This window comes from Ochrobactrum sp. S1502_03 (genome assembly GCF_044435015.1).
Lineage (GTDB): Bacteria > Pseudomonadota > Alphaproteobacteria > Rhizobiales > Rhizobiaceae > Brucella > Brucella chromiisoli.
In genome coordinates this window covers 1-24,742 of the sequence record NZ_JAYEXN010000043.1, presented here as the reverse complement: position 1 = coordinate 24,742, position 24,742 = coordinate 1, and the positions used below count along the sequence as shown (strand labels likewise).

Genomic DNA, 24,742 nt, shown 5'->3' with positions numbered 1-24,742 from the left:
AAGCCTCTATCGCCTCAGCAGAGGCATGGATGTTCATAGCATCCATCAGGCGAATGACACGCCGTATCGCAAAGCTTGAATTTTGAGTCGGGCACTAAGGTGTTAAGAAGCACATCTTGGAGAATTACTAAGCCTCTGCGCGTAATAAAACAGCGTATGCCACGTTAATAGGCTAGGTTTTCTGCTTCAAAGTATCCGCACACCACGCAGAAATTTGCGATCACGGACAGACAACCACCCGATTATCCGCTTTCAAGATTGGAATGAACAACTAGATGAAACTTTCGGTCAGCTACAATTTTTTTAATGGAGAGGAGCATCTTATTGCTAGCATCAATAGTATACGAGAAACTGTTGATTTCGTCAGCATCATCTACCAATCCATTTCCAACTCAGGAAATATGATAAGCTCCGACGCCCTCGACACTCTGAGCGATATTCGAAACAAAAAACTTGCGGACGGCATTATCGAATTTGCCCCTGATTTTTCTAGAGCACGGCAGGAGAATGAGTTGGCCAAGCGAAGGATTGGCTTGGATGAAGCACGTCGTCATCGGTGCACGCACTTTTTCACGATGGATGCCGATGAGTTTTATCGGAAAAATGAAATCGAATTTGCCAAGGATTATGTTTCCAGAAACAGGATTTGGGCGACGAGTGTCTCCAGCTTTTTTCACATTAAAACGCCCAATTGGAGGGCAAAAGATACCACCTGCTGCGCGTTTATTACGAAAATTAATGAACGAACTGAGATTGGATCGGGAGCCTATTACATCGACATGGTCGACCCCACCCGGTCGTTAAAAACGCCGGACAGCGGCTCTTTTCTTCAAACTAAACTTAGAACGTTTTTCCCACGCAAAGATCACTACCATTTCGCTGATAGTGACGTGGCCATGTATCACATGAATTTTGTCCGAAAAGACGCGATGAAAAGCAAGCTGGCCAATACGTCGACAACAGACACAACTTTTCTCGAAGACATTAGAAGCCGCTACCAGAGCTGGGAACCCGGCGATGTTTTTCATTTTCCCAATAAGGGCAAGTTCACATTCGAAAAAGTTGAAAATGAATTTAACGCGTGGACGCCATGAGCATCCACGCGATTCCAGAATTTTGCGCCTTTATTCACAACATCAGAGACATTGATATTGCTACGTTAGAATCCTCGTACAATCTTATGATCCCACAAATATCCCATTAGTGATGCGGCGTCTCCGGCTGATACAAAAATTCTATCGAAATACGTATTGAATTCGCGCAACATATCCACCTGATCGTCCGTAAGAGAAAGTTCGTTTGTCCGGAAAACGTACCGAACCCCCTCCATAAATTGCTCAGATATGTACCGAATGTCATTGGTGCTGATTGTGTTTATTTCCACAATCGCTGTAACCTCAGCGTCCGTGCTAAGTTTTTCCAAATACTTTCTTCGCAGGACATTTGTCATCCAGAATTGTGTTACTGAGCCAGAGCTAGTGACAGAATTCCTATGTATGCGGTGACTATACAGTGCCTTATTCAAATAATGGAATTTACCTTCGCCAATAGTACGTAATGCAAAATCCCAATCTTGCACTCCTGAATAATTATCATCGCTTCCTCCAAGCTCTAAATAAAACTTTCGCCGGATAACCTTTAGATGAGACGCGACCATTCCGAGTAAAACGTCATCTTCAATTGTCCCAGATGGCTTAATCCAAGGATAGCCGCCGTAGTTAAAACGAGACATGAGGCGCCCATTCTCGTCCACATGATCTTTATCGGTAAAAATATAGTCAGCCGATGTTTCAGCAATTGTTCTGGATATATCATCGACAGCTGTATTCGACACATAATCATCACAATCCACGAAAGCGATATATTCTCCGCTGCACTGCTGCACCGCTAAATTTTGTGTGAGTGATATTCCGTAGTTCTTCTCATTTTGATAAACCTTAAATACAATGGGGCCGCTATCAATAGCGCTAAGGGTATCGATTACACCTGTCTGTGTAGATCTATCGTCCACAACTATCACTTCAAACGGAATTGTTGTCTTCTGATTGATTAGGGATTCTATACATTGCTTCAGATACGCTCGATGGTTGAAAACCGGAACAACGAATGAGATGAGCGGAGGATTATCCGACACCGTCCCACTCTCTTTCTTGAGAACGACAGTTGGAGGGAGGAGAGTGTCCAGCATTTGCCGTTTTTCAGCCTCGTCTGAAATAGAATTATTAACATGTAGGCGATTTTTTTCCTCGTTAGATAGCCTACGTCCCTGATAGAAGTTCAGATGCCAATCATTTGATGCGCTTGAAAAACTTGGAAATTGAGGCGCGTAGAGCTTGTCCAGAATTTGCGAAGCCTGCACCCACGATTCGCCCATTTTGTCGAGTGATCGTGTCATGCCACTCTCATGTAAGCGATAAATCACACCTATAAATGGACAGTATAAGAAGGCATTTCGCTGCTTACCTGCGAGTGTTGACCAGAATAGCCAATCTTCCTTTCCGTAAAGCTTTTCTTCAAAAAACAGATCATTGAAAATAGACCGGTGAAATAGCCCACAATGTATCGGTATTGAGAAGCCGCGCTCCCATTGAAAAAGAAAGCTTTCCACCGTAAAAGGGAAGCGATTTATAGAATGCGTCTCATCCTGTAAATTCCTCAGCCAATCGTTCGCGATATAATAACCACATACCGAGATAAGCTTATCCTTGGTATGTTGTAGCTGGTCAACCTGGCGTTGAATCTTTCCTGGCAACAAAACATCATCGCAATCAAGAAGCTGGATGTATGTCCCCTTTGCCTCACGAATACCAGCATTCCTTGCGGAGGACAGTCCGCCATTCTCTTTATGAATAATTCTTACGCGAGGGTCGAGTTTACAGGCTTGGTCGCAATAATGCTTGGCATGTCCCTCGGTGCTACCGTCATTGACGACAAGCACCTCGATATCCCCCTCATACGAAGACAATGCTGACTGGACGGCGGACTGAAGATACTTTCCTTGATTATAGTAAGGAATAATCACGCTGACAGAGTTCATTTTTTCACTATGCTCTTTCATATCCAGGAATCTTTTCAAGAGCTTCAAGATAAGATTGCTCACTGTGTTGGTCGTGTGCCAATTTGATGAGACACTCTGTTCGGTTCTTAGCTTCCAGTTGATCGTGAAAGATTTGCCTCAGTGCCTCAGCATAAGCTTCAGCTGGAGCAAATTTATCAATGGGCCATCCAGTCCTGGAGTTTACAAGCTCCCCAACTCCACCAACATTAGAAGCAACTATAGGGTAACCTAGATAGGCCGCCTCGATGAGCGCATTAGGCATACCTTCTTCTCGTGAGGTGAAAAGGTACACATTGCCTTTACCCTTCATATCCCATTCAGTGGGGCTCAAATAAGGTCCACACAAATCGATATTGTCTCTCTCTCTAAGTTGCGCTTCGTAATCCCCATCAACCACGGAACCACCAAACACCTGAAAATCACAAAAATCTTCAGTCAACGCCGCAATTTCTGCCAGCAGATCAGGTCGTTTCTGCCTATCTAGACGACCAGCCCAATGAACCTTGAATCTCGCACTAGGTTGTTGCGGAAGAAGACGGCTATTCAACAATTCCAATGAGGTATCGACACTTATCGTCTGATCAAGTTTCGATTTATTATAAACAACTTTGAACTTGCTGGCATAGTCCGCAAGACCCAATCTGAGAGGCCCTTCGAGAGCGAACATATGGTTGTCTGTAACGACACAGTCGATTTTATCTATATTTGGTGGCAGGAAATCCCGTCCAAATCCGATGATTTTCGTATCGTCCACAGAATCAAACTGCAGGCAAAAAACGCTCGAAACGACATTTAATTCCGAGATAAAGGGCTGCGGAAGTCGTTTCAGAAGATCGAATGCAACCACAGAATTAACAATATGAAGAGTTTTCAAAGGAACTAAACGCATCAACAAGAACAGATACTCTTCGCGAGCGATCGCACCCTCTACTTGATCCGTTAGATCAACAACCATTATATTTTTTGGTAGTCGCGGCAATTTCCTCTTGGGGCCATTGTCGGTTAAAACAATCAGCACGGAGCTGTTACTGTTATTTTGAGCATATGCCTTAGCATAGTCCAACGCTACCGATTCAGCCCCACCGCCTGCATAAAAATTAAGGGCCAACACTAATTCAACGGGTCCATTTTCTTTCATAAATGAAAGGATGTTATCCAGAAGAGAAGTCGGCAGTACGGTTGCTCCCACAAAGAACGAACTTGTATCTACATTATTATCGGCAGTTATTCCAGCGCTCGCGATTGTTTGATGTTTTCGGGCTGCTGTGAACTGCTTTATTTTTGAGGGTAACTGCCCTCTTGCAGTCCACACTGCTAGCTTCACACATCGCTTTATAAAAGTCCGTAGCCGAGGGAATCTATCCAGGCCGCTGTTAATTTTACTCATCAGACGCCAAGATGGACTGCGCTCAATAGTTTCAAGCTGGGCGACAGCGCGCGTGGCTCTTTGCTCTTGCAATGCCCCCCAAGCAGAGCTTCGCGATAGAGCATCTCTGAAGCTAATTTCCTGGTCTGCGACCTTTTTAATTATCTGGTCCAGCGCGGACTGAAGCGTTTGGTTCTCACGAATTAACTTCTCATAATCGAACTCATCGCGTCCGATGGTTGGCGCTTCATCATTTTGAACTCGCCTCTCAGCATGATCTATCATCTCATGTCCTCATTCTGACGCTTCGTCGTAGCTATGATTTTCTACAGTAACTAAAGTCTTTTTGTAGCTAATAGGAAACCATATCTACATCATTTTTGCTGAAATAACGGGCATGATACGTTCCCCCATCACTGCCACCTGGACGTGAATGGTGAATTCTTCAGTATTAGTATTCCTGTTTTAGATTTATTGAATATTGAGAATTAGAGGTTCATACGCCGCCATCCCCTTCGAGAATTCAGTTAGCATCAATAAGTAAATCCAACACGTTAACCGCATTATACCTGTCGGCTACGCTGCCAATCTTGAACAAGATTTTCAATCTTTCGCTGTGCTTCTGCAATCATTGGGGTGTAACGCTCGTTTTCAATCCCCCAAAGCGTCGACGTCGCGCCCTCTTTGTGGCCGACTATGAACGGCAAGGCTACAACGACCCGAAGACCTTCCTGACACTCCAGGTACCTATCAATCGTATTTGTGACAGCATCAGTATTAAGTGGATTCCATTGTGATAATAATTTCAGAGCGCTTCTATTATATATATTGAATACCGTGCTAGTCATCTTATTGATAGTAACATAAGTACGCTCACCAAATTTCTCTACAGAGATAACCTTTGCGTTAGAATTGACGTCAGCCATCATGCCAGAAAATACGTCCCAATCTGATTTTCGTACATCAAGGTATGCATTGATCTCATGAAGGATACTATCAAAATCCTCAGGAAGTTGAACGTCATCTTCGATGACAGTCAGCCTACCTGTTTTATTTGCAACCGCATAGCGTGATAGCGCATTGAAACTACCTCCGCAGCCAACCCAACCCATACTATGACGGATGCCATCAAATAACTCACAACCAGCTGGTAGTGCGCTAGCTATTACCTTGCGCCGATCTACCGTTTCAGGCAACGAGAGAGCAAAGAAATCACTTTTTCGGGCTACATAAATCGGACGCTCAAGAATAATATCGGCTGGAACAGCCCCAATCGCCGTTAGAAAGCGATCCATCATGAAATTGAAACGCGCTGCACTGACCGAAACGGCTCTTTGAAGATCGTCACCTATCACTTCCAGATTATTGAGCATCTCTGACGCAGAGGCCATCATGCTATCGATGGATCCCTCTTCATAGAATTTTACCGCACCCTCAAGTTCAGGATATTCGTCCTGATCGGCTGTCCCTTCAGAGAGAACTGGCACACCCAAAGAAATACACTCGCATATACGAGGCATTTCCAACAAAGCACCTTCATAGTAGTGAATATTGATAACTGCTCTGGACTCTCTGATGATAGCGTAAAGTTCGTCACCAAATAAATCGTTGCATACTTTAACACTATATTTCTTTTGAAGTGTCTCAAGAAACCGGCGCCGCCTATCGCTGCTTAAACTATCTCCATAAAACACAAAGTCATATTTTTTGGGGCTTGCACTATTTGAAACCGCGTCGTCCAGTGAAGCGCCAATTGGCAAATAGTGTACGTTTGGATATGTAAGCCCGTTCTTTGCTAAAAATTCAATATTCGTTAAGGAGTATTCGAGAACCCCCAAAGAATCCTTCAGGGTTTTCATATATTGCGGCGTAAACCATCTTGAACTTACCGACTGTTCAAGTTGAAAAATCACCCGCTTATTTGCTGGCGGGAGACGCTTGAACATCTGAGCACATAGGACAATATAAAAATCGTGATCAAAACTTTTAAGGAAGCCTGTTACGATTTCGCTCTCGATCCCATGGGTTGCTAAACGCTCCGATATTGCCCGGGCTATGAAAAGAGTATGGGGGGTGCACAGAATTCCCCACACGATGCCGTTACCGTTCGCGAGCCGCCTACGTAGTTTGACATGATTGTATTCACGTCCGTACCATTTCAGGCGGTTGAATAGCCCTGCAATATCCCCTCGAGCCAGATAACGTAGCACATTAGTCAACTGTCTAATACGGCTGGCAATTTTTGACATGGCTGTTCAATACCCCACAACAGAAGCGAAAGATTTGTTCGCTGGACAATATCCAAAACCAGCGATTAACCTTCCACGCCATCCATTCAATCGGTCTTCACTTTTCAAAAGACAGGCTCATGCCGTCATTCGCCAAAATAGGTCGTTAGCACCTCATCAGGCGATCCGTCCATTTTGACCCGCCCATGTTCGAGCCAGATTATTCTGTTGCAATTCTTTTTCATCAAATCTTTTGAATGGCTAGCGAGGACGAGTATTTTCGTCGAGTCGACCAGATCACGCATACGTAGGTTCGCGCGCTCTTTAAAATCCTCGTCACCTGTCGAAAGCCATTCATCCATTATCAGGATTTCAGGACGAACCGCCGTTGACGTTGCGAATGCCAATCTTAATTGCATGCCAGATGAATAAGTCCGGAATGGAACATCTAAAAACTCTCCAAGTCCCGAAAAATCAGCAATCTGGTCGAATTTTTCCGCGATTTCCTCGGGTGACATTCCCATCATTGCAGAGCGTAGACGGATATTCTCTTTTCCTGTCGCATCGGGATCGATTCCGAGATTTATATTGATCAACGAAACGCAATTACCGTTAATCACCGAACTTCCGTGTGTCGGGGTATAAATGCCCGACAAGACACGAAGCAACGTGGTTTTCCCCGACCCATTGTGACCGATCAGTCCAATGCGGTCCCCATCTCTGAAAGTCATAGAAACATCGTCAAGGCCACGCACAATCACTAGGCGATCACTTCGCCTTTCGATTTTGCCTCCAGTTGCGATGCTAAGAACTCGATTTTTGAGCGAACGGCTAGTCGAATTATAGATAGGAAACTCGACACTCACATTCTGAAGCTGAATTAAACTCATTTTCTACAACCAATACGCTACGCGCCAGCGATATCGCCCAAAGAACAAAATCGCGACGACCCAACCAATTATCGCGCAAGCAAAGCCGAATATCCAATCAAGCGGGGATGGCGGAGAACCGAATAGCGGGGCCCGTACAAGCTCGATGAGGTGATAAAATGGGTTCAATTCAATAAACGCTCGAGAAACGTGATCGGGCAATATCTTAACCATCCACATAATGGGGGTCGCATAAAACAACACTTGCAATATGTTCGTGACTACTTGAGTCATATCCCGAAATCTAGCGCAGATAATCGCCAAAATAAGCATCATCCAAGATAAATTTAAGCACAGGAGAATAAACCCAGGAATCGCCCAAAGCGCATTTAAACTGATCATTCGACCTAAAATAAGGAGAAGAGCTGGAAAAATAACAATATTGTGAGCGAATATTATTACGTTGCGCCACATCGCTCGCATAACATGCGTAAATAATGGCATTCGAACTTGTAAAATTATGCCGTCTGAAGATGTAAATGTTGTGCACCCCTCATTCAGACAAGTCGAGATAAAACCCCATGTAATAACGCCAGCACAAAGATACGGCAAGAACTCGCGCATTTCGCTTTGAAACAGCGTTCCAAATATCAAACCCAGCGCGCCGATAAACACAGCCATATTCAAGGTCAACCAGAAGGCACCGACTCTGGACCGTCTATAACGCTGTGCGACGTCTTGCCATCCGAAAATTAACGCCAAACGATATTTTGATAGAGCCTCCGAAATGTCCCCAATGGCGACCTTAGCTCCTTTGGTTGGCTCTGCCCTTACAACCTCATGAGGCATTTCTGCTCTAGATATCTCGATACTCATGATTTTTTCCGGGCCAATCTGCGATCTGTTACTATAGCCATTTTTTCGAATAAATTTAGTCAATCCGCCGTAGCGTAATTGACGAAATGTTACTGTGAAGTCAACTCCGTCTTTGCTGGCGAATGCGGCACATTTAGGACCCATTCGATATCATCTAACCCGGCATCTGAGCCGAAACCCCACTTCTCTAAGCAGGGCAAATTTCCCGAACCATCTCCCAAAGTATCTGCGTTCGGCTACCACACTGCACATCGTGCATCGTTTCCTGTGGCGGGAGCGCACAGAGAACCAGATTATATAGCCTCCTTTCAGTTGAAATTACTTTTCTCTAGCATCCGGTTGGTGCACAGGTGTGATAGAAACATTTTGCAGCGGTTTGCAACAAGCCGAAACATTTATCCAGTACCGGGTTGTGGCCGATGGAAAACTGCAGCAGCATAAGTTTATGCAGAATTTACAGTCGATTAGAAAACAGGCGAAAATCATTGTGCGTGCAATGCACGGTCCCTTGGGGATTGTGCCGTTCGAGCATGTCATTCGCGAACATTTTCCATTTTTTGATAATTTGCGGCAGCGCGGTGTGAGTTGGGAGCAAATCGCGCGATTGCTGAACAGCGAGGGGTTGGTGTCACCTCGCGGCAAGCCCATTCCGGCAAGCGTTCTGCGCTCGCAATATTCGCGGGTGCGACGATACAGACCGAACAGCATGCCCATCATTTCCGAGAAGCCTCAAACGCGGCAGGCCGCTCCAGTAGCAATATCTGCGCAAAGAAATGAAGGGCTAACTGCGAATCGTCGTGCAGTTGCGGATGCAATGGCTCGGGCGCAAAGATTGCGCTCTCAGCTTCCGGAGGGGCATAATGACGGGCAGTTACGATATTAAAGGAACGTTGGAAGATTTGACCACCGGCATAACAGGCGATGCTGAGAAGTTCGGTTTCACGCCGGAAAAGCTGGCAGATCAGTTGCAGTTTGTCGCTATAGATTACGTCATCGCGCAAAGAGACCAGCAGTCCTCAACCATTCGCGGCGCTGTTCTGAAAAATCTGGAATACGTTATCGATGGCGACGAGATTTCAATCGGTCGCCGCATAACGATACTGGATGATGATGCGGTCGAGGCATGCTTCGGGCAGTATCCCAGTTCGCTTCTGAAACTGCATGGTACTGAAGAATATGGCGACGTTTTCGTCCCTGCGCATCAAGAACTTGAAATCGCGGCTATTAAAAAGATGGCTACCGCCCGATTCAGATCGGAACAGCCCGGTCTATTCAAGGCAGAATTTCAGCCGACGGGGCTCGAACGATTTGGACGGTGTGATCGCGCGGAAAAGATAAGCATTCTGCAAAGCCTTGCGGCCGAAGACGTCCCATCGTTGAAAAAACTATTGCAACGCGTGGTTCAGAATCTGAAAAACACCTTTCAGATCAAGGATAGACAAGGTGGCCGAAACCAGCGCGTGAATGCAGGCTTCGTTTCGCCAGCCGATTGGCAGCTTATCAATGGTGTACTTGATATTATCTGGCCATTCGATAACGGCCAGATGCATTCCCATATGATGAAACATGGCCGCCAAATCGTCGATCAAGTCATTATTTATGTAAAATATGATCCCGATAATCCACCGCTTGAAAGCGACCGGGAGTACCTCTTTGATTCAGGCTGGTTTTCTTCGATACTGACATATCGTCATCAGATCAACACGCTGAGGAGAGCGGTGCTGTTTATAGAACAGCGCATTCTGAAACTTGAAGTTTCATCAGATCGAAGCACAGATATCGTTGAACAGCGGCTGGAGCGCCTGAGACTGAAAGCCCTCATCCCGCTCCACGACTGGTTCACAGAGCTAAAACGACGGTTGAATGAAGCCGATTATCGTACAGGCAACGAAAATGTCCGACGTCCAACCGGCGGCGTTATCGGGTTTCCTGACGTGCCTCGCCTGAAAAAAGGGCTACCGCAGTCGGCCATAACCTTGAGGCTGCTCCACGCCCTCGCCAGCTATTCCGACAAAAAAGTGCCGCCGAACAAGGGTAGGCAAAAAGCAGTCCTTCCAGAATCTTGAGGTCGTTAGGCCAGCACTTTTTGCGGGCCATGAGACGCTTTCCTTGTCGAAATGAGCAAGGAGTAAAGCATGACGACATTCAAGACAGCCGATTTTTATCGCGAGAATACATCTGATCCGCTCAGGGTTTTGAGCCTCTGCACAGGCATGGGCGGAGACGCGGCAGCGTTTCTGCACGCAGATATTGCCCATGAACTGGTGGCGGTCGCAGAGTTTGACCCTCTCGCATCCGCCGTACTCGCCCAAAAATTCCCTGCCGTACCAAATCTCGGCGACATCAATGCAATCACTAACTGGAAGGACTATCATGGAAAAATCGATCTTATCATCGCAGGCATCCCCTGCCAGCCTTACTCTGCTGCCGGAAAACAGCGCGGCGCTTCCGACAGGCGCGATCTCAGTATCGTGGTCGCCAAAATTATCCGCGAAGTCAGGCCGCGTTTCCTCGTCATCGAAAACGTGCCGCAATTTGAAACCGTGCAAGGCGGACGCCCGTTCCGGCGTTTCATCACTTCCATTCGTGACGCCGGATACGCGGTTGGTCATCGAGTCATCGACGCCAGCAATTTCGTCGCGCAACGCCGCAAGCGGTTGTTCATTTGCGGACATCGCGGAACCGCCAGCTGTTCACCTGCTCAAATACTCGCTTTCGCTGCGGGCGGCGAACGGCGTGCTCACCCGCGCGGCGCGGCATCGCTATCGTTTGCCGCCGGTGCTGCTAGAGGGTCTTTTGTGCTGCATCCGCCGCGGCTCGGCACGATGATGGCAAGCGGGTCGGGAATGAACCGGCCCGGTCTTAAAGGCCATGAGATGGATTTTCTGGTCGTACAAGATTTTCCGGGGCATGGTCTGGTTGTACGGCGTCCAACCCCGCTCGAAGCGCTGCGTGCCCAGGGTTTTCCCGACGATTGGCTTGATGAAGTGCGCCATCGCGGTAAGCCTCTAACTGATAGCCAAAAATACCGCCTCGTAGGTAACAGTTGGCCAGTGCCGGTGGCGGCGGCAATTTTGAGCGTAGTTAACCGCCACTGGGTAATGGCCGCATAATGGACTTGCCTCCCCCTGTCCGAATGCCCAAGGCCAGCCACCCGAGCTGGCCTTTACTATCGCAACAAGTTCTTTCAGGTCGTTAGGCCACCAGCCCTCACCCGGCATGCGCATACTGGATGCTCAACGATAATGGAGTATTCACTATGAAAAAACAGACGACACACCAAAACCCGGAACCCAATCCATCCTTTCCGCAAATCCTGTTTGTCGGTTCAGACAAGGGCGGGGTGGGAAAAAGTTTCGTCACGGCGCTGATTGCGGATTTGTTTGAGATCAACAGTCGCACGATCAGGATCGTTCAGATCGATGAACAGGATCGCCTGCCGTTACTGTTTGGCGATCTGGTGACAACCGTCGCTCCGGCTCGGCTTGACGACTTGCGCCGCGATCCTTCGGCAATCGTCACCGCATTCGATCCTCTTTATGCAGCCATTGAACAAGCATTACAGGATCGGACGCCGCTACTTGTCGACATTGGCGGGCCCCAGCAGGTTCTGGTCGAGGAATATTGCGCGCTTGTCGATCTGGATGCGGATTTGCTCGAAGCCGGAGCGAAAACAACCTGGCTCGTACCGGCGACTGCCGAACCGGAAGCCATGCGGGGAGCTGCCAGAACCGCAAAAGCCATCGGGCGTGTCCTGCCTTCTGCCCTTCGAAAAATCATCCTCAACGGTCGCGACGGGCCATTCCGCTTTTATCCCGGCTCACCCGCCGATGCAGTCTGGCAGGAGCAGCTCGATCCGCTTTGCAAATCTTTGGGTGCGCCGAAATTACCTGCGATTGCACCGGGATCATGGCTTCCTTTTGAAGCAGCAGGCAAACGCTTCATGGATGTTGTCGCGTCAGATATAGCGGCGATCCAGACGTGGACCGGACGCAGCCGTCCCGCAGCAAAGGTCATGCGGGGCGATGTGGCGGCATTTCTGGGGCGTGCCAACGAGGTATTCGCAGATGTCATCGCGGCAGGAGGTTCCGTCGATGAATAATACCTTCAAGGCACCTGCACAATTCACCAATCTCGTTCGTAAAGCTATCAAGGATGGTCAGGACGGACGAAATGAAATCATTGGAAACATGGCTGCAATGCCGCTTGAAAAGCTGGCTCGTGTTCCAGCCTCGACGCTGGCACTACTAGGACCCGCTGGTCTGGCGGAACTGGCGCGCCGCAGAACAGACGTCGCGGGGCTTGCGCCAAAGTCCCTTGTTGCACCTGTGCCGGCTGTCCAGAATCAGAACGACAAGAAAGGGAAACGGGCCGGACGCATCCCGTTCGGATCGACGCTCTGGCTGTCTGGAGGCGTGATTATCGTTGCGCTTTCATTCGTTTCGGCCTCCACCCTCTGGCAGAAATGGGGCAATCATGGGTCCTTGTCCCGCTCTGCTGACCAGTGGCCGCGCTGTGATCGCTTATCGCACCATACCGATGGCTGCGTCTATTATACAGGGGGTAATCAGCTCACACTTGAACAGGCAGCGCTTTATCTGGCTCAGGATTTAGGCCAGATGCAGAAAATGAATCGGCATATTGTTGGCTCACCTCAGCAACCCATAGCGGAAAAGACGCCACTGATTGTGCTGCGGGATACCAGCCGTTTGATGAGGAGATCGAAATGAAATTTCATCCCCTCACACCCCGCAAACCCGAATTCCTTGTCAGTATTATATGTGGTGCGACTGGAACGCTTATTTTTGCGCTTCTTTTAATCGCAATGATGACACTCTTTCCACCGCAAGCATGGATTCCGCACGCCGATAAGCCGCGCGCGGCCAATATCGGATTCTTTCTGGCATTGGTTCAGGAAATGCTGCCTTCAGCTCATAACTCTGGCGATACGCTCGGCACATTTATCCAATATTTCCAGTTACCACTCACCTTTGCATCATCAATCCGCTATTTCGGGATTGAGGTCGATGTGAGTGCACGATTGCTTGCCGCATTTACAGTAGGCTATCTCGTTGCGTCCGATCTCCGGCAGGCAATCCTTGCCAGCAAACTTGCAGAACCTGCCGTGACCCATTTGCGTGGCTTGCGGCTTGTTGCAGGCAAGGCTGCTCACAAAAGACTGTTTGCCCATTGGCGCAAACGTCATTCCCATAGTGTTGCCGGTATCGAACTCGCTGACGGGCTTTCCATGCCGCGTTCCATGGAAACCGAGCATATCCTGCTCGTCGGCGGAACCGGCGCTGGCAAAACCACAATTATGGAAAAACTGATGCAGGGGGCCATTGACCGGGGCGACCAGCTTCTGGCGCTCGATGTTAAAGGCGATCTCACCGCACGCTTTCCTACTGACGATTTTTCACTGCTCGCACTAAATGACAGCCGCAGCGCAACATGGTTGCTGGGAAAAGATATCGTTTCCGAAGCAGACGCCGCTGAACTGGCTGCGGAGTTGATTTCAGAGACCAGCGATCCATCATGGTCCGGCGGAGCGCGTCAGGTGCTGACGGCGCTGATCCGATATCTTCAGGACGAAGCAAAGCGGCGAGGCATAATCTGGACATGGCGTCATCTCGATCATCTCCTGCAAAAGCCCGTGGAAAAACTGTTTGATCTCCTGAAGGAAGATCATCCGGTCGCCGCCTCGCTCATCGATATTGAACGTGAAGAGACCCGGCGACAAGCGATGTCATTTTATCTCGTCCTCATCGCCAATGTGGGCCAGATCGCCCATGCATTTGCCGAGATGGGCCGTTCTTCGAAATCAGTTCTCTCAATTAACGAATGGGCCGAAGGCAATACCTGCCAGAACCTTATACTTCAGCAATCACAACGGCAACCTGAACTGTCGGCAGCCATGTGTCGGATCGTTCTGAAAATTATCGCCGATTCCGCAACGTCGCGATTATTCTCGCATGGCAATCAACCCTCAACCTGGCTTTTTCTCGATGAAATGCCCCAGATCGGGCGAACGGAAGCCATACCACGGCTTGCAGCTATCGGGCGGTCTATGGGAATTCGCGTTGTTACCGCGATCCAGTCGCCCTCACAATTGCGTGAGATTTACGGGCAGGAAGGGTCGCAGCATCTGCTCGATAATCTGACCACGAAGATCATCGGTCGTGTCGCCGGCGGTAGCACGGCAGCGGAAATTTCTTCGTCATGGATCGGAAACCGCACCGTATCCTGGTATGAGGTTTCTGGCTCCCATCCTGATGGCCGCCCTCGATCAGAGCAGAGAACCAGAGACATCCCTGTAGTGGACGCCGCTGTTCTAGCCAATGATCTTGGATTGCATCAGCCCCCATGGGGACCGCCACAAATCAGGGCGCTTGTCGCTGGACATGACGATATTGCTCTTCTCTCCTGGCCTGTCGGCCAATGGAAAGAGCGCAGACAACAAAGTTCAGCTCGTTAGGCCAACACTTTTTGTAATCCGGGCGACCATGGTTTCAGCAAAGGAGATGAAACCATGGTCGCGACCTGGAACCCGGCAGCGAATGCCGGATATTACACAAAACAGATTGCCTATTATGTCGGCGAAAGCGGAGTTGAGCCGCAAGGCCGCTGGTTCAGCCCCGGACATGATTTCGGGCTTGAGGACAATTCCCCGATCAATGCCGAATTGTTTGAGCGCCTTTTTGCGGGGCTGGACGAAAATGGGCAGTCCCTCCTTTCAAATTCCGGGGGCCGGATTGACCGCGTCCCGGCATTTGATATCACCTTCTCCGCGCCGCGCTCAGTATCGTTGATCTGGGCTTTGGCGGATAACCCGTCGCGTATAGCAATGGAAGAAGCCCATGCGGGCGCAGTGCGCCAGACATTGCAGCTTCTGGAAAAAGAAGCTGCTTACGCACGGCGGGGTCGTGGCGGAAGCATAATCGAGCGGGTGAACCTTTCCGCTGCTTGTTTTCAACATGGAGAAAGCCGTCCGGCGGAACATAGCGATGGTTTTACCTTCGCCGATCCGAACCTGCATACCCATTGCGTGGTTCTGAATCTGGCAACTCGTGGGGACGGATCAGTGGGTGCACTCCATTCCACGATCCTGCGTGACTGGAAAATGGCGGCGGGTGCAATTTATCACGCTTCCCTTGCGGCAGGGCTTAAAGGCGTCGGCTTCGAAATCGACCGAATTTCAAAGAACGGTATTTTTGAAATCGCTGGCGTTGCCGATAATGTAATCAGCTATTTCTCCGCACGCAGACAGGAGATCACCGAGGAGCTGGCTCTCGCTGGCACGGATAGCGCCAGTGCTGGCGCTCTGGCAGCTGCGATTGCCAGAAAAACCCGCTCGGCCAAGCAGACCGATACAGCCTCCCGCGAAAAGGCCTGGGCAGAAGCGGCCCAACGGATGGGCTTTGACGCCAATGCTGCTGTCCTTCATAACGAACAATCTCCGGCAGAACATCATGAGAAGGAACAGCAGAAACTTCTCGCCCCGCGACTGGCAACATTGCCTGCAATCTTGACCGAAACGAGAAGTGTAATTGAACGGCGCGAATTATTCCGCGCCGTCGCCGCAGCTCTCGTGGGCTTGGGGATCGGTTCTGAACGCGTTGCGACAGAAGTTGACCGCCTGCTGGGCGATGGCCTTTTTGTCGAAATCGGCAGGGACAGTCTTGGGCTTCCGCGTTATTCAACGCCGGAAATAATCAGGATCGAACGCGAGCTGGTTGCCATGTCCCGCCAGATGGCTATTGCGCAGGAATTTCCTATAGAACCAACGAAACTTGAGACGCTGTGTCTCAGCAGGGGCTTCAGTCCGGAACAGATCGCCGCTGTCCAAAGCGCTACCGCGCCCGGCAGGCTCTCAATTGTCGAAGGGGCTCCGGGAACAGGCAAAACCACGCTGCTAGCCCCCATCGTGGAAGCCTGGGAGGCGGAAGGATATCGCGTTGTTGGAACCGCAACGGCCTGGCGCATGGCAAATGTTCTGCGGGACGATCTGGCAATTGAATCGCGCGCAACTGCGTCGTGGCTCAAACGTGACGCGCAGGGGCAAAGGTTTCTTGATGCAAAATCCGCCCTCATTGTCGATGAAGCTGGCCTCCTCTCTTCACGAGAAATGCATGCGCTTTTAAAAGCTGCACAAGACGCTGGTGCAAAAGTGCTTCTGGTCGGCGACCGGGAGCAATTACAGGCAATCGGTGCAGGATCAGGTTTGCGGCTCGCCGCGCATCCGGTGGAAACCGCGAAGGTCGAGACCATTTTCCGCCAGCGTGAAGCTTGGGCAAAAGAAGCCATTGCGGCTTTCGGTAAAGGCGATGCTGAAGCGGCACTGCAATCCTTTGCGGATTGCAACCTTTTCAAAGAGAGCGACAATGCCGCAGCAGCTATCAAAGCTGCGGTCGACCATGTCAAATCCTCCCTTGTTGGAGCGGATCGCAGGTCTGCATTGATCATCGCCAAAACCAACAATGAGGTGGCCGCAATCAGCGGTGAAGTCCGGGATCGGCTCCGTCAGCATGGTTTGCTGGAAGGGGCTGACGTCACAGTCGATGCGGTGACGCCATCGGGACATGCGAACAAACTGACGCTCGCGATTGGCGACCGCATTCGCTTTCTGGTGCGTAATCACAAGCTTGGCGTCATCAACGGTACAGAAGCCACTATTACAAAAGTTGTCCCGGATCTGGTTGAGGCAGGTGAAAAATCCGCCCGCGCAAATGTTGAAGCAAGGATCGGGGAGCGCACTGTCCAGTTCAATACGGCTGAAATTGCCGATGCGCAGGGGCGCGCCAGACTTGGCTGGTCTTATGCGTCGACTGTTTACGGCTCGCAGGGAACGACCGTCGACCGGGCTGCAGTTTTGCTGACGCCGTCCTTTGATCGCCATGACATCTACGTCGCTTCAAGCCGCGCGCGGGACGAAACGCTGCTGGTCGCGGACAAACGACGCATTGAACAGGAGATGCAAACCGGCAACCCATCCATGATTGAGGATAGCCGGGAGCAAAGACTGCACTGGCTGGCACAGCGCCTTTCTGCGAGTCATGTCAAGGAAACCACGTTCGACTTCGCGTCGGATGGCATCTCATCGGCCATGCCCCATCACAATGCTGGACCGCATATCCCTATCATTGCCGAAGCCGACAGCCTTCAGCCTGAACACAAAAAAACATATGAGGCCGACCATGAGCTGTAACTCTCCAGACACTAATCTTTGGGTACCGTTTCAACGAAATCCGATTCGGCGGTCTCCCCTGCCAGCATGGAATTGAGACAGATCGCAAAACTCTTGAATGAAAAAAATGGAGGAAAATGATGAAAATTGTTCATAGTCGTCTCAAGGCAGCATACGAAGCGCGAGAGGAGGTAGTAGCCACACTCACAGCGCAGGACGATCTAGCTGGCTTTCCGTTGAAAGACGTCCACAATGATACCCGAACCCGTGGATTCTGCGGCCCCACGGCCGTTGCCGCGATTACCGGCCATCCGATTTCATTGGTAAAGGATGCATTCCGTTATGCACGGCACGGATCGGGGTGGCTTAACTTTGACCGGGCTCCTGCTATTATGGGCACCCAAAACTACGAGGTTGAGACTGTCATGTCCGTCTTTGGCTTTGCAGGACAGTGGCAGAAAATTGGAGGAGATCCGACACTCGCCGCATATCTCGATAATCGCTTCGGCTTCCTGAGAACGCATCCAACGATTATCTGCGTAACAAACCATTATGTGGCGGTGAGCGGCTGGGAGTTCTGCGACACCAAGAGCAAGGGTCTTGTCGTGGATGCCAGCGAGGCTCCTGGTCGTCGTAAACGCGTCAAGGAAGTCTTTATTGTTACCGGACGAACGGAACCCATGCGGAATATTCCTCGGAAGCACTACTGAGGCATGAAACAAAATACCTGCGCCGGGGGCCTTTCAGATGCTTTGCATAATCCATAAAACCCAATAAGCTCATCTCACAAGCATGGCTGCTTCACTACCAGTTACGCAGCTCGTGGAGCGAGTTTTCCGAATTTTCTGTTGGCAATTAAAATCCTGCTATCTGGCTCTTCAGAATTGCAGGAAATCATCCAGATTAGCTTGCAGTCTTCCTGTGATTTTGCTTAGTGCAATACCGTTTAGTGTGGAATGTTGAATTCGTGGATGTCGGAAGAATGACAATTCTCGTGACAGGCGGGGCTGGCTATATCGGCTCGCATACTTGTGTTCAGCTGATTGAAGCTGGCTATGACGTCGTGATCGTTGATAATTTTGCCAACAGCCATCCGGAAGCCTTGCATCGCGTAGAAAAAATCACCGGACGCGCACCACGCCGCGAGGCAGGCGATATTCGCGACCGCGCTTTTCTGGAACAGGTTATACGACAGAATAAATGCACCGCGGTTATTCATTTTGCAGGTCTCAAGGCAGTTGGTGAATCGACCGAGAAGCCCTTGTTTTACTATGACTGCAATGTCGTGGGCACGTTGCGCCTGTTGCAGGCCATGGAAACAACTGGTGTCAGGACATTGGTGTTCAGTTCCTCGGCAACTGTATACGGCGATCCGCAAAGGTTACCGATTCTCGAAAGCGAACCCCTTACTGCAACCAATCCCTATGGCCGTACCAAGCTGGTCATCGAAGACATGCTGCGCGATCTCTATAATAGCGACAATAGCTGGAAAATTGCCATTCTGCGCTATTTTAATCCCGTCGGCGCGCATGAAAGCGGCTTGATTGGCGAAGATCCCAAAGGCATTCCGAACAATCTCATGCCCATCATCGCGCAGGTTGCGACCGGACGTCGTGAAAAGCTCAATATATGGGGCAACGATTACGCGACGCCCGACGGCACCGGTGTTCGCGATTATATTCATGTAGTCGATCTGGCAGCGGGACATCTCAAGGCACTTGAAAAACTTGACGATCCACAATGCTTTTCGGTCAATCTGGGCACCGGGCAAGGTTACAGTGTTCTGGAAGTCATTAAGGCATTCGAACATACCTCGAATCGTGAAATCAAGTATGAGATAGCCCCTCGCCGCACCGGTGACGTAGCCGCATGCTATGCGGACCCAAGTTTCGCGCGCAATTTTTTGGGCTGGTCAGCTGAAAAGAACCTGCGCGAGATGTGTCAGGATATATGGAACTGGCAATCAAAGAATCCAAACGGATATGAGTGAGGTATTTTAGGGACCGATTCGCCAGATTTTGACCATGAATTACCACTCGCGTGGCTATCGCTCATTAGAAACGATAGGTCTTTATAGCTCAATCTGATAACTCTATCTAGGATTCTGTAATTTCCTCGTTCCTGGTGCTCTGAACCCGACAGTTTTGGGACGTTTCGACTAGATTATTTATCAAAAGCAAGCATTAGGTCCGCACAGCCCAGAAACGAACTCTTGATGTTACATCGAGACCGATCTGGCAATTCCTCTTAACCAGAAAACTGCTAGGTACTGGAAATACTTCAAAAATGAAGAATACCTTCACATTCTAAAATGCCGCCCTGTTTATGGCAGGGCGGCATGATTAAGTGTGAAGTTATCTCAAACTATTCATAGAGATCGCATATTTGGGCGCGATCTCTATATCAATCAGAACTTTACGTTGAACGAAGCATTGAAGCCGTTCTGAGTGGTTCCATTGCCGAACTGCCCAACATAGTTCACACCGAAAGTCGAAGTCTTGGTAATGGCGACATCAAAGCCTGCCTCCAGCAGAGCTGCATCCTTGGCGATTGGCGCACCCTGCACCGTGAATGCATTGCCTCCAATAAAGGCTTGCGTGGATTCCGGCGTGATATCACCATATGCATGCCGCCAACCAATGGTGCCGTTAAGATTGGCAGTGGTCGCACCAAGCTGAAACGGCGTAGATGCGCGCACGCCCAGAGTGGTGAATGTCGTGTTGGTCGTTTCGCTTTCAACCGCAAGCGCGGATGAACCACCCTTTTCGGTAAACCCGTCGGTACGCAATCTTACATGCGACAGATTCGCGAATGGCTCAAGAGCAACAGGGGCCACATCAATACGATAACCGATTTCACCGAATGCCTGAAGGGTCCGGGCATCGTAATCAGCGGCAAGGCTATCACCAAAGCCAGCATAGGATGTCGAACGGGAAGAATCGACACTGTGCCATGTATGGATAAGGCCAGCCCTCACGCCAAGCGCGCCCCACTGATTGCCGCCATAGACACCCAGATGCCAGTTGTCGCTCGTAGCCGATGCATTGCGACCCTTAGCGTCGAGATTGGTCTCGCTATAGCCACCAACAACACCCAGACGCCAGCCGGAATTCAAACCAATATCCAGCCCCGAGAGGAAACCACCTGTTGAGGTTTTCATTCCACCGGCATTTGCATTGCCGTCATGGTCAATCCACGAGCCGAAGCCCGTTGCCCAGAATGCATAATTGTAAGAAGGTGATGCACTAGCATCGTCAATGGCCGAGCCAGCAGCCGAGTTCGAGGATTGGGCAAAGGAGAGAACAGGCATGTTCGCTGCACCAACACCATCAAATGCGGAGCGCAGACGGTTGTTGATCGCATCTGCTGTGAGGTTAGCAGTTTCGATCAGCCCTGTTTTGACCGATGCGTTGGTATCACCAGAAAGTTGCTGGAATGCATCACGCGCTTCAGTTGAGGACGACAGAGCAATTGCTGCAACCACTGGATTGGAAAGAGCCATCCGATCTAATGCACCGGCAACAGCAGCCTGGTTAGAAGTATCTGCGACGGACTCAAAGCTTGTAGCATTGCGGTCAATCGTCAAAGTGACATCGTTTGCTCCATGAGCCAAATTCGCATCAAGGAATGCACTTGGCTGTGCAAGACTTGCGGACTGGAATTCACCATCGATGGTCCCAGCAGTCAGGATCGTGTATGGCGAAGCCAACTTGTAGCCATCCATTGCGGTTACGACCACTGTGCCATCCAGATTGGCAGTACCGTTAACCGTTATAAGATCCGCATCGCCGCTTTGGTCAACATCAACCTCATAGACTGATGACGTGAACAGGTCGACATTACCATCAACATCGACGCGGCCAATCGAGTTACCCGGCGATAGAATTCCACTAATGGTAAGATTTCTTCCAATGCTCCAGTTGCCGCCGAGAATTGATGTATCATCTACATTCACATCGCCGCCGACGACGATACGATTGTCAATCGAACCACCCGTGGTCGATGAACCATCAGCGAGATTGACATTGCCGCCAATCGTACCGCCCTGGCTACTAAAAGAATAGCTGGTGCCAGTACCATTAAGATTACCAGCAACATTGGCCTCACCCTCAAAGTCGACGCTACCGCCCTGGAAGCCAAAGAAATTGCGTACACCAGACAGTTTGCCTGCCCAGCTGGCACCTTCTTCCAGCGTCACATCGGTGCCGCCGGTGGCCCTGGCATCTTCATCGACGATATTACCCTGAGTGGTAGAGCCAGTCCCGAGGGTAAGCTGGACAACGCCATCCGCGCCATTTTCAGTACGATTAACGCTCAAGAGCGTACCGTTATTCTGAGTGGCGACGGTTCCTTTTCCAAGCTTAATGTTCTGCGTCTGGCCTGCTTTATTCAAAGAGGAGACAAATGTTTCCTGGGCAGCGGCAATCGTCGTGCCATTGAGCGTCACATTGGCGTTATCCGTCAGCTGGATGCCATTACCTTTTTCAGACACCAGAACGGAATTGTTAATTGTCAATGTACTGCCGTACTGGACCTGACCCGCGTGAGAGTTCTCACCGGTTACAACTATAGCGCTGTCATTAATATTAATGATGCCATAGGTCTGATCCAAGCCGACAACGGTACCCGCCCGAAAACCGTAACTATTCGCACCGTGGGTGGCGATTGTCAGGTTTCTTGCATTAATCAGCCCGCCCGCGGTCGTGGATGTGCCGCCCACAGCGACGAGACCATTTGCAAGCTCGTGCGGAGTATTGGTATTCTGTTCTCCCTGAATAATATATGTGCCGCCGTTAAGATTGAGCGTCCCGCCAGCATAGGCCCAGGCAGCGTCACCTACTTCGCCCGATGTTGTGATATCGACGTTTTCGGCATTTAACACCGACCCGGCACCAGATGCATAGACACCATAGGCCATGAAGCCTTCCGTGGTGATTGCCAGATCATTTAGCGCAACCGTGCCGCCGCCGATTGCATAAGCACCATAAGCCCGCTGTCCAACGGTATGGATTGTGGTTCCCGTTGCTGAAACACTTGCCCCAGCTCCCTCTGATAGGATCGCATATCCCCGCGAGCCGTCGCCGTCCTGCGTGCCTTGTCCTTTGGCACTGGCAGTCGTAATGGAACCACCGATGAGAGAAATATCAGCAGTTTCCGGTCCAGCGGCTTTGGCATAGACACCATATGCATGGTTATCGCTACGCGTAATGATATTAACATCAGTAGCGATAACCGAGGTATTCGCCTGATCGGCAACAATACCCAAAGCCTTATTTCCGGAAGTATCAATAGTAGTTCCGGTAAGTTTAATGCTGGTATTTTCACCTGCAACTGCACCGTGTCCCCGTTCGCCGGTCGTCGTTATCGCGCCGCCAATCAGTTCAAGAAAACTCTCATTGCCATAGGTGAAAACACCAAAGCCGTCGACCCCACCCGTTTCAATCGTGACATCGTAGGCTGTCAGATTAGAACCCTTCTGTGAATAAAGAGCGAAAGAATCGTTGCCCTGTGTGGAAATGATGCCGCCCTGAATGCTGGCTGTCGCGTTAGTTTCGACATGCACACCGTGAGAGTTGTCGCCAGCAGTAGAAATATCGGTGCCAATAGTGGCGATACGCGCGCCGCTACTCCCCAATATACCACGTGTATGTTGTGAACCAGTCGCGTTAACCGAACCACCCGTAAGTTCTACGATTGAGTTTGCGCCAGCACGAATACCAGCAGCAAGGCTATGGGACGCGGGGCCAACACCATTTGTCGAAATAACGGCATCGGTGCCTGTCAGGATGCCACCCGTACTGACAGTAATCGCACTAACTCCCGATCCACCGCCAATATAGTTAACCACCTGACCATCCGGCAGTTCTAGATTCCCGTTCGGCGCTACCGTTATAGGTGGAACAAGTGGATCGTCCGCAGCTATCCCGTGACTGATTGCAACAAACGATATCCCTGTTGCCAGCGATAGAGAAAGTGCCGTGGAACCCAAAACGCGAGCCAGATCTCTGGATACTATAGACATAGGCTATCCTTCAGAATTTGCCCGCATTGCGGACACATATGATTGCATGATTACAGGTTGAGATAAGAGAAAGCCCTGTGCGTGCGTGGCACGGGACATCACAGCAGCGACAAGCTGCGGACTGGTTTCGACCCCTTCCACCACGACTATTGGAGCTGCGCATTTTGCGAGCCCAACCATATGATGGAGACTGGTCCCAGCCTCTTGGGATTCCTTGATGTTCTGAACAAACAGAGCATCGATTTTGACAATATCGACCTCCAGGCTCAGTAATTGCTCCGGCGTAATATGCCCCCGCCCGAAATCATCTATTGCAATTCGACAGCCAAGCTGGCGCGCTTGACGAAACGCCTTGTTTGCATTTGTCACATCACGCAGAGGGCGAGTTTCTGTGACCTCGAGAATTAAACGGTCGGCGAGAGAAGAACGATTTTTGAGCTGAACTTCGACTGGAAGCCACGCGGCTTCATCCGCAACACTATCAGCGGAAATATTGCATCCGAGAACCGCTCGGGAATCTGCGGCAAGCTCATCCAAGACAAGCTTAACCATGTGGCGATCCAGGATGGGGGTCTTACCCCGGCTATCCAGCACTGGAATAAAATCGACCGCATTATGAACGCACCCGCTACGCGTTATCAAGCGCGCAAAACATTCGCCATATAACATATGGTCAATATTTGTGACCGAATGAATCCCCTGAAAGGCAACATGAATGCGATTATCACAAATCGCATCCATTACCTCTGATTCCAAACAACCTCGAAGCATTTCTTGATGATAAATCAATAACGCCCCCCTAAAATGGGACGTTGAACAATAATGAATCCGGATGAATCGGCACCTGTGAAAAGGGAACCCTTATTCGGAGAGACTCCATCTATCAAATTGCGCATGCGAATGCCCCCATCGCTCCCAAATTCACCACATTTTGGTAGGTGAATCTGCCAAGAACAGCGCTCATAGATACTCAACCATCTCGTACAACAAGGGTTCCCTTTCTGTCAACCCAATAAAGGGAAGTGGCTCGGGAAATCTGTACTGTCATTAAGCATGGAATAAGGACCCCATTTGAGGGGTTATCGGCATCCAAACGGGACCCCTTATTTAAAGGGTAACATGACCTTCGATTTCAATCG

Annotated in this window: 17 protein-coding genes; 10 read left to right on the top strand and 7 right to left on the bottom strand. The window is 50.0% G+C overall.

Annotation, left to right across the window (positions count from 1 at the left end; translation table 11 throughout):
• Positions 1 to 275: 275 nt before the first annotated feature.
• On the top strand, positions 276 to 1,094 hold the full coding sequence (locus VBH83_RS17525; RefSeq protein WP_396998882.1) for a hypothetical protein: 819 nt from the start codon (positions 276 to 278) through the stop codon (positions 1,092 to 1,094).
• A 65-nt stretch (positions 1,095 to 1,159) separates the two neighbouring features.
• Here the strand turns inward: VBH83_RS17525 and VBH83_RS17520 are convergent, their stop codons facing one another.
• The 5 genes from VBH83_RS17520 to VBH83_RS17500 all read right to left on the bottom strand — a co-directional run bounded on the left by VBH83_RS17520 (position 1,160) and on the right by VBH83_RS17500 (position 8,397).
• The gene (locus VBH83_RS17520; protein WP_396998880.1) at positions 1,160 to 3,058 is read right to left on the bottom strand and encodes a glycosyltransferase family 2 protein; all 1,899 of its coding nucleotides are present in this window, start codon (positions 3,056 to 3,058) and stop codon (positions 1,160 to 1,162) included.
• Positions 3,045 to 4,709 carry a glycosyltransferase family 4 protein gene (locus tag VBH83_RS17515; protein ID WP_396998878.1) on the bottom strand — a complete coding sequence of 555 codons (1,665 nt, stop codon included), beginning with the start codon at positions 4,707 to 4,709 and terminating at the stop codon, positions 3,045 to 3,047. The genes VBH83_RS17520 and VBH83_RS17515 overlap by 14 nt, the downstream gene beginning before the upstream one ends.
• Before the next feature lie 278 nt (positions 4,710 to 4,987).
• Positions 4,988 to 6,673: a methyltransferase type 11 gene (locus VBH83_RS17510; protein WP_396998876.1), complete on the bottom strand. Its 1,686-nt coding sequence runs from the start codon at positions 6,671 to 6,673 to the stop codon at positions 4,988 to 4,990.
• A 125-nt stretch (positions 6,674 to 6,798) separates the two neighbouring features.
• Positions 6,799 to 7,542: an ABC transporter ATP-binding protein gene (locus VBH83_RS17505; protein ID WP_396998874.1), complete on the bottom strand. Its 744-nt coding sequence runs from the start codon at positions 7,540 to 7,542 to the stop codon at positions 6,799 to 6,801.
• A 3-nt stretch (positions 7,543 to 7,545) separates the two neighbouring features.
• Entirely contained in the window at positions 7,546 to 8,397 is an 852-nt protein-coding gene (locus VBH83_RS17500) for an ABC transporter permease (protein WP_396998872.1), read from the bottom strand.
• Positions 8,398 to 8,749: 352 nt separating this feature from the next.
• Here VBH83_RS17500 and VBH83_RS17495 point away from each other — a divergent pair, with 352 nt between their 5' ends.
• The 9 genes from VBH83_RS17495 to galE all read left to right on the top strand — a co-directional run bounded on the left by VBH83_RS17495 (position 8,750) and on the right by galE (position 19,571).
• A complete protein-coding gene (locus VBH83_RS17495) occupies positions 8,750 to 9,280 on the top strand; it encodes a hypothetical protein (RefSeq protein ID WP_396998870.1) in 531 nt (176 codons plus the stop codon).
• A gap of 82 nt (positions 9,281 to 9,362) precedes the next feature.
• Positions 9,363 to 10,463, top strand: coding sequence for a hypothetical protein (locus tag VBH83_RS17490; RefSeq protein WP_396998869.1), 1,101 nt, complete (start codon positions 9,363 to 9,365; stop codon positions 10,461 to 10,463).
• A gap of 69 nt (positions 10,464 to 10,532) precedes the next feature.
• Positions 10,533 to 11,510 (top strand): DNA cytosine methyltransferase, encoded by a 978-nt coding sequence (locus VBH83_RS17485; protein WP_396998867.1) that lies wholly within the window; start codon positions 10,533 to 10,535, stop codon positions 11,508 to 11,510.
• A 146-nt stretch (positions 11,511 to 11,656) separates the two neighbouring features.
• A complete protein-coding gene (locus VBH83_RS17480; RefSeq protein WP_396998865.1) occupies positions 11,657 to 12,499 on the top strand; it encodes a hypothetical protein in 843 nt (280 codons plus the stop codon).
• Entirely contained in the window at positions 12,492 to 13,127 is a 636-nt protein-coding gene (locus tag VBH83_RS17475; RefSeq protein WP_396998863.1) for a hypothetical protein, read from the top strand. Before VBH83_RS17480 ends, VBH83_RS17475 begins: the two co-directional genes overlap by 8 nt.
• Positions 13,124 to 14,872, top strand: a complete 1,749-nt coding sequence (locus VBH83_RS17470) for a type IV secretion system DNA-binding domain-containing protein (RefSeq protein ID WP_396998861.1) — start codon at positions 13,124 to 13,126, stop codon at positions 14,870 to 14,872. The genes VBH83_RS17475 and VBH83_RS17470 overlap by 4 nt, the downstream gene beginning before the upstream one ends.
• Positions 14,873 to 14,926: 54 nt before the next feature.
• Positions 14,927 to 17,602, top strand: a complete 2,676-nt coding sequence (mobF, locus tag VBH83_RS17465; protein WP_396998859.1) for a MobF family relaxase — start codon at positions 14,927 to 14,929, stop codon at positions 17,600 to 17,602.
• Between the two features lie 116 nt (positions 17,603 to 17,718).
• A complete protein-coding gene (locus VBH83_RS17460) occupies positions 17,719 to 18,291 on the top strand; it encodes a hypothetical protein (protein WP_396998857.1) in 573 nt (190 codons plus the stop codon).
• A 272-nt stretch (positions 18,292 to 18,563) separates the two neighbouring features.
• Positions 18,564 to 19,571: a UDP-glucose 4-epimerase GalE gene (gene galE / locus VBH83_RS17455; protein WP_396998855.1), complete on the top strand. Its 1,008-nt coding sequence runs from the start codon at positions 18,564 to 18,566 to the stop codon at positions 19,569 to 19,571.
• Positions 19,572 to 19,988: 417 nt separating this feature from the next.
• Here the strand turns inward: galE and VBH83_RS17450 are convergent, their stop codons facing one another.
• Together VBH83_RS17450 and VBH83_RS17445 are read right to left on the bottom strand one after the other, a co-directional pair.
• A complete protein-coding gene (locus tag VBH83_RS17450) occupies positions 19,989 to 23,603 on the bottom strand; it encodes an autotransporter domain-containing protein (protein ID WP_396998853.1) in 3,615 nt (1,204 codons plus the stop codon).
• A 3-nt stretch (positions 23,604 to 23,606) separates the two neighbouring features.
• Positions 23,607 to 24,392 carry an EAL domain-containing protein gene (locus VBH83_RS17445; protein ID WP_396998851.1) on the bottom strand — a complete coding sequence of 262 codons (786 nt, stop codon included), beginning with the start codon at positions 24,390 to 24,392 and terminating at the stop codon, positions 23,607 to 23,609.
• Positions 24,393 to 24,742 lie beyond the last annotated feature (350 nt).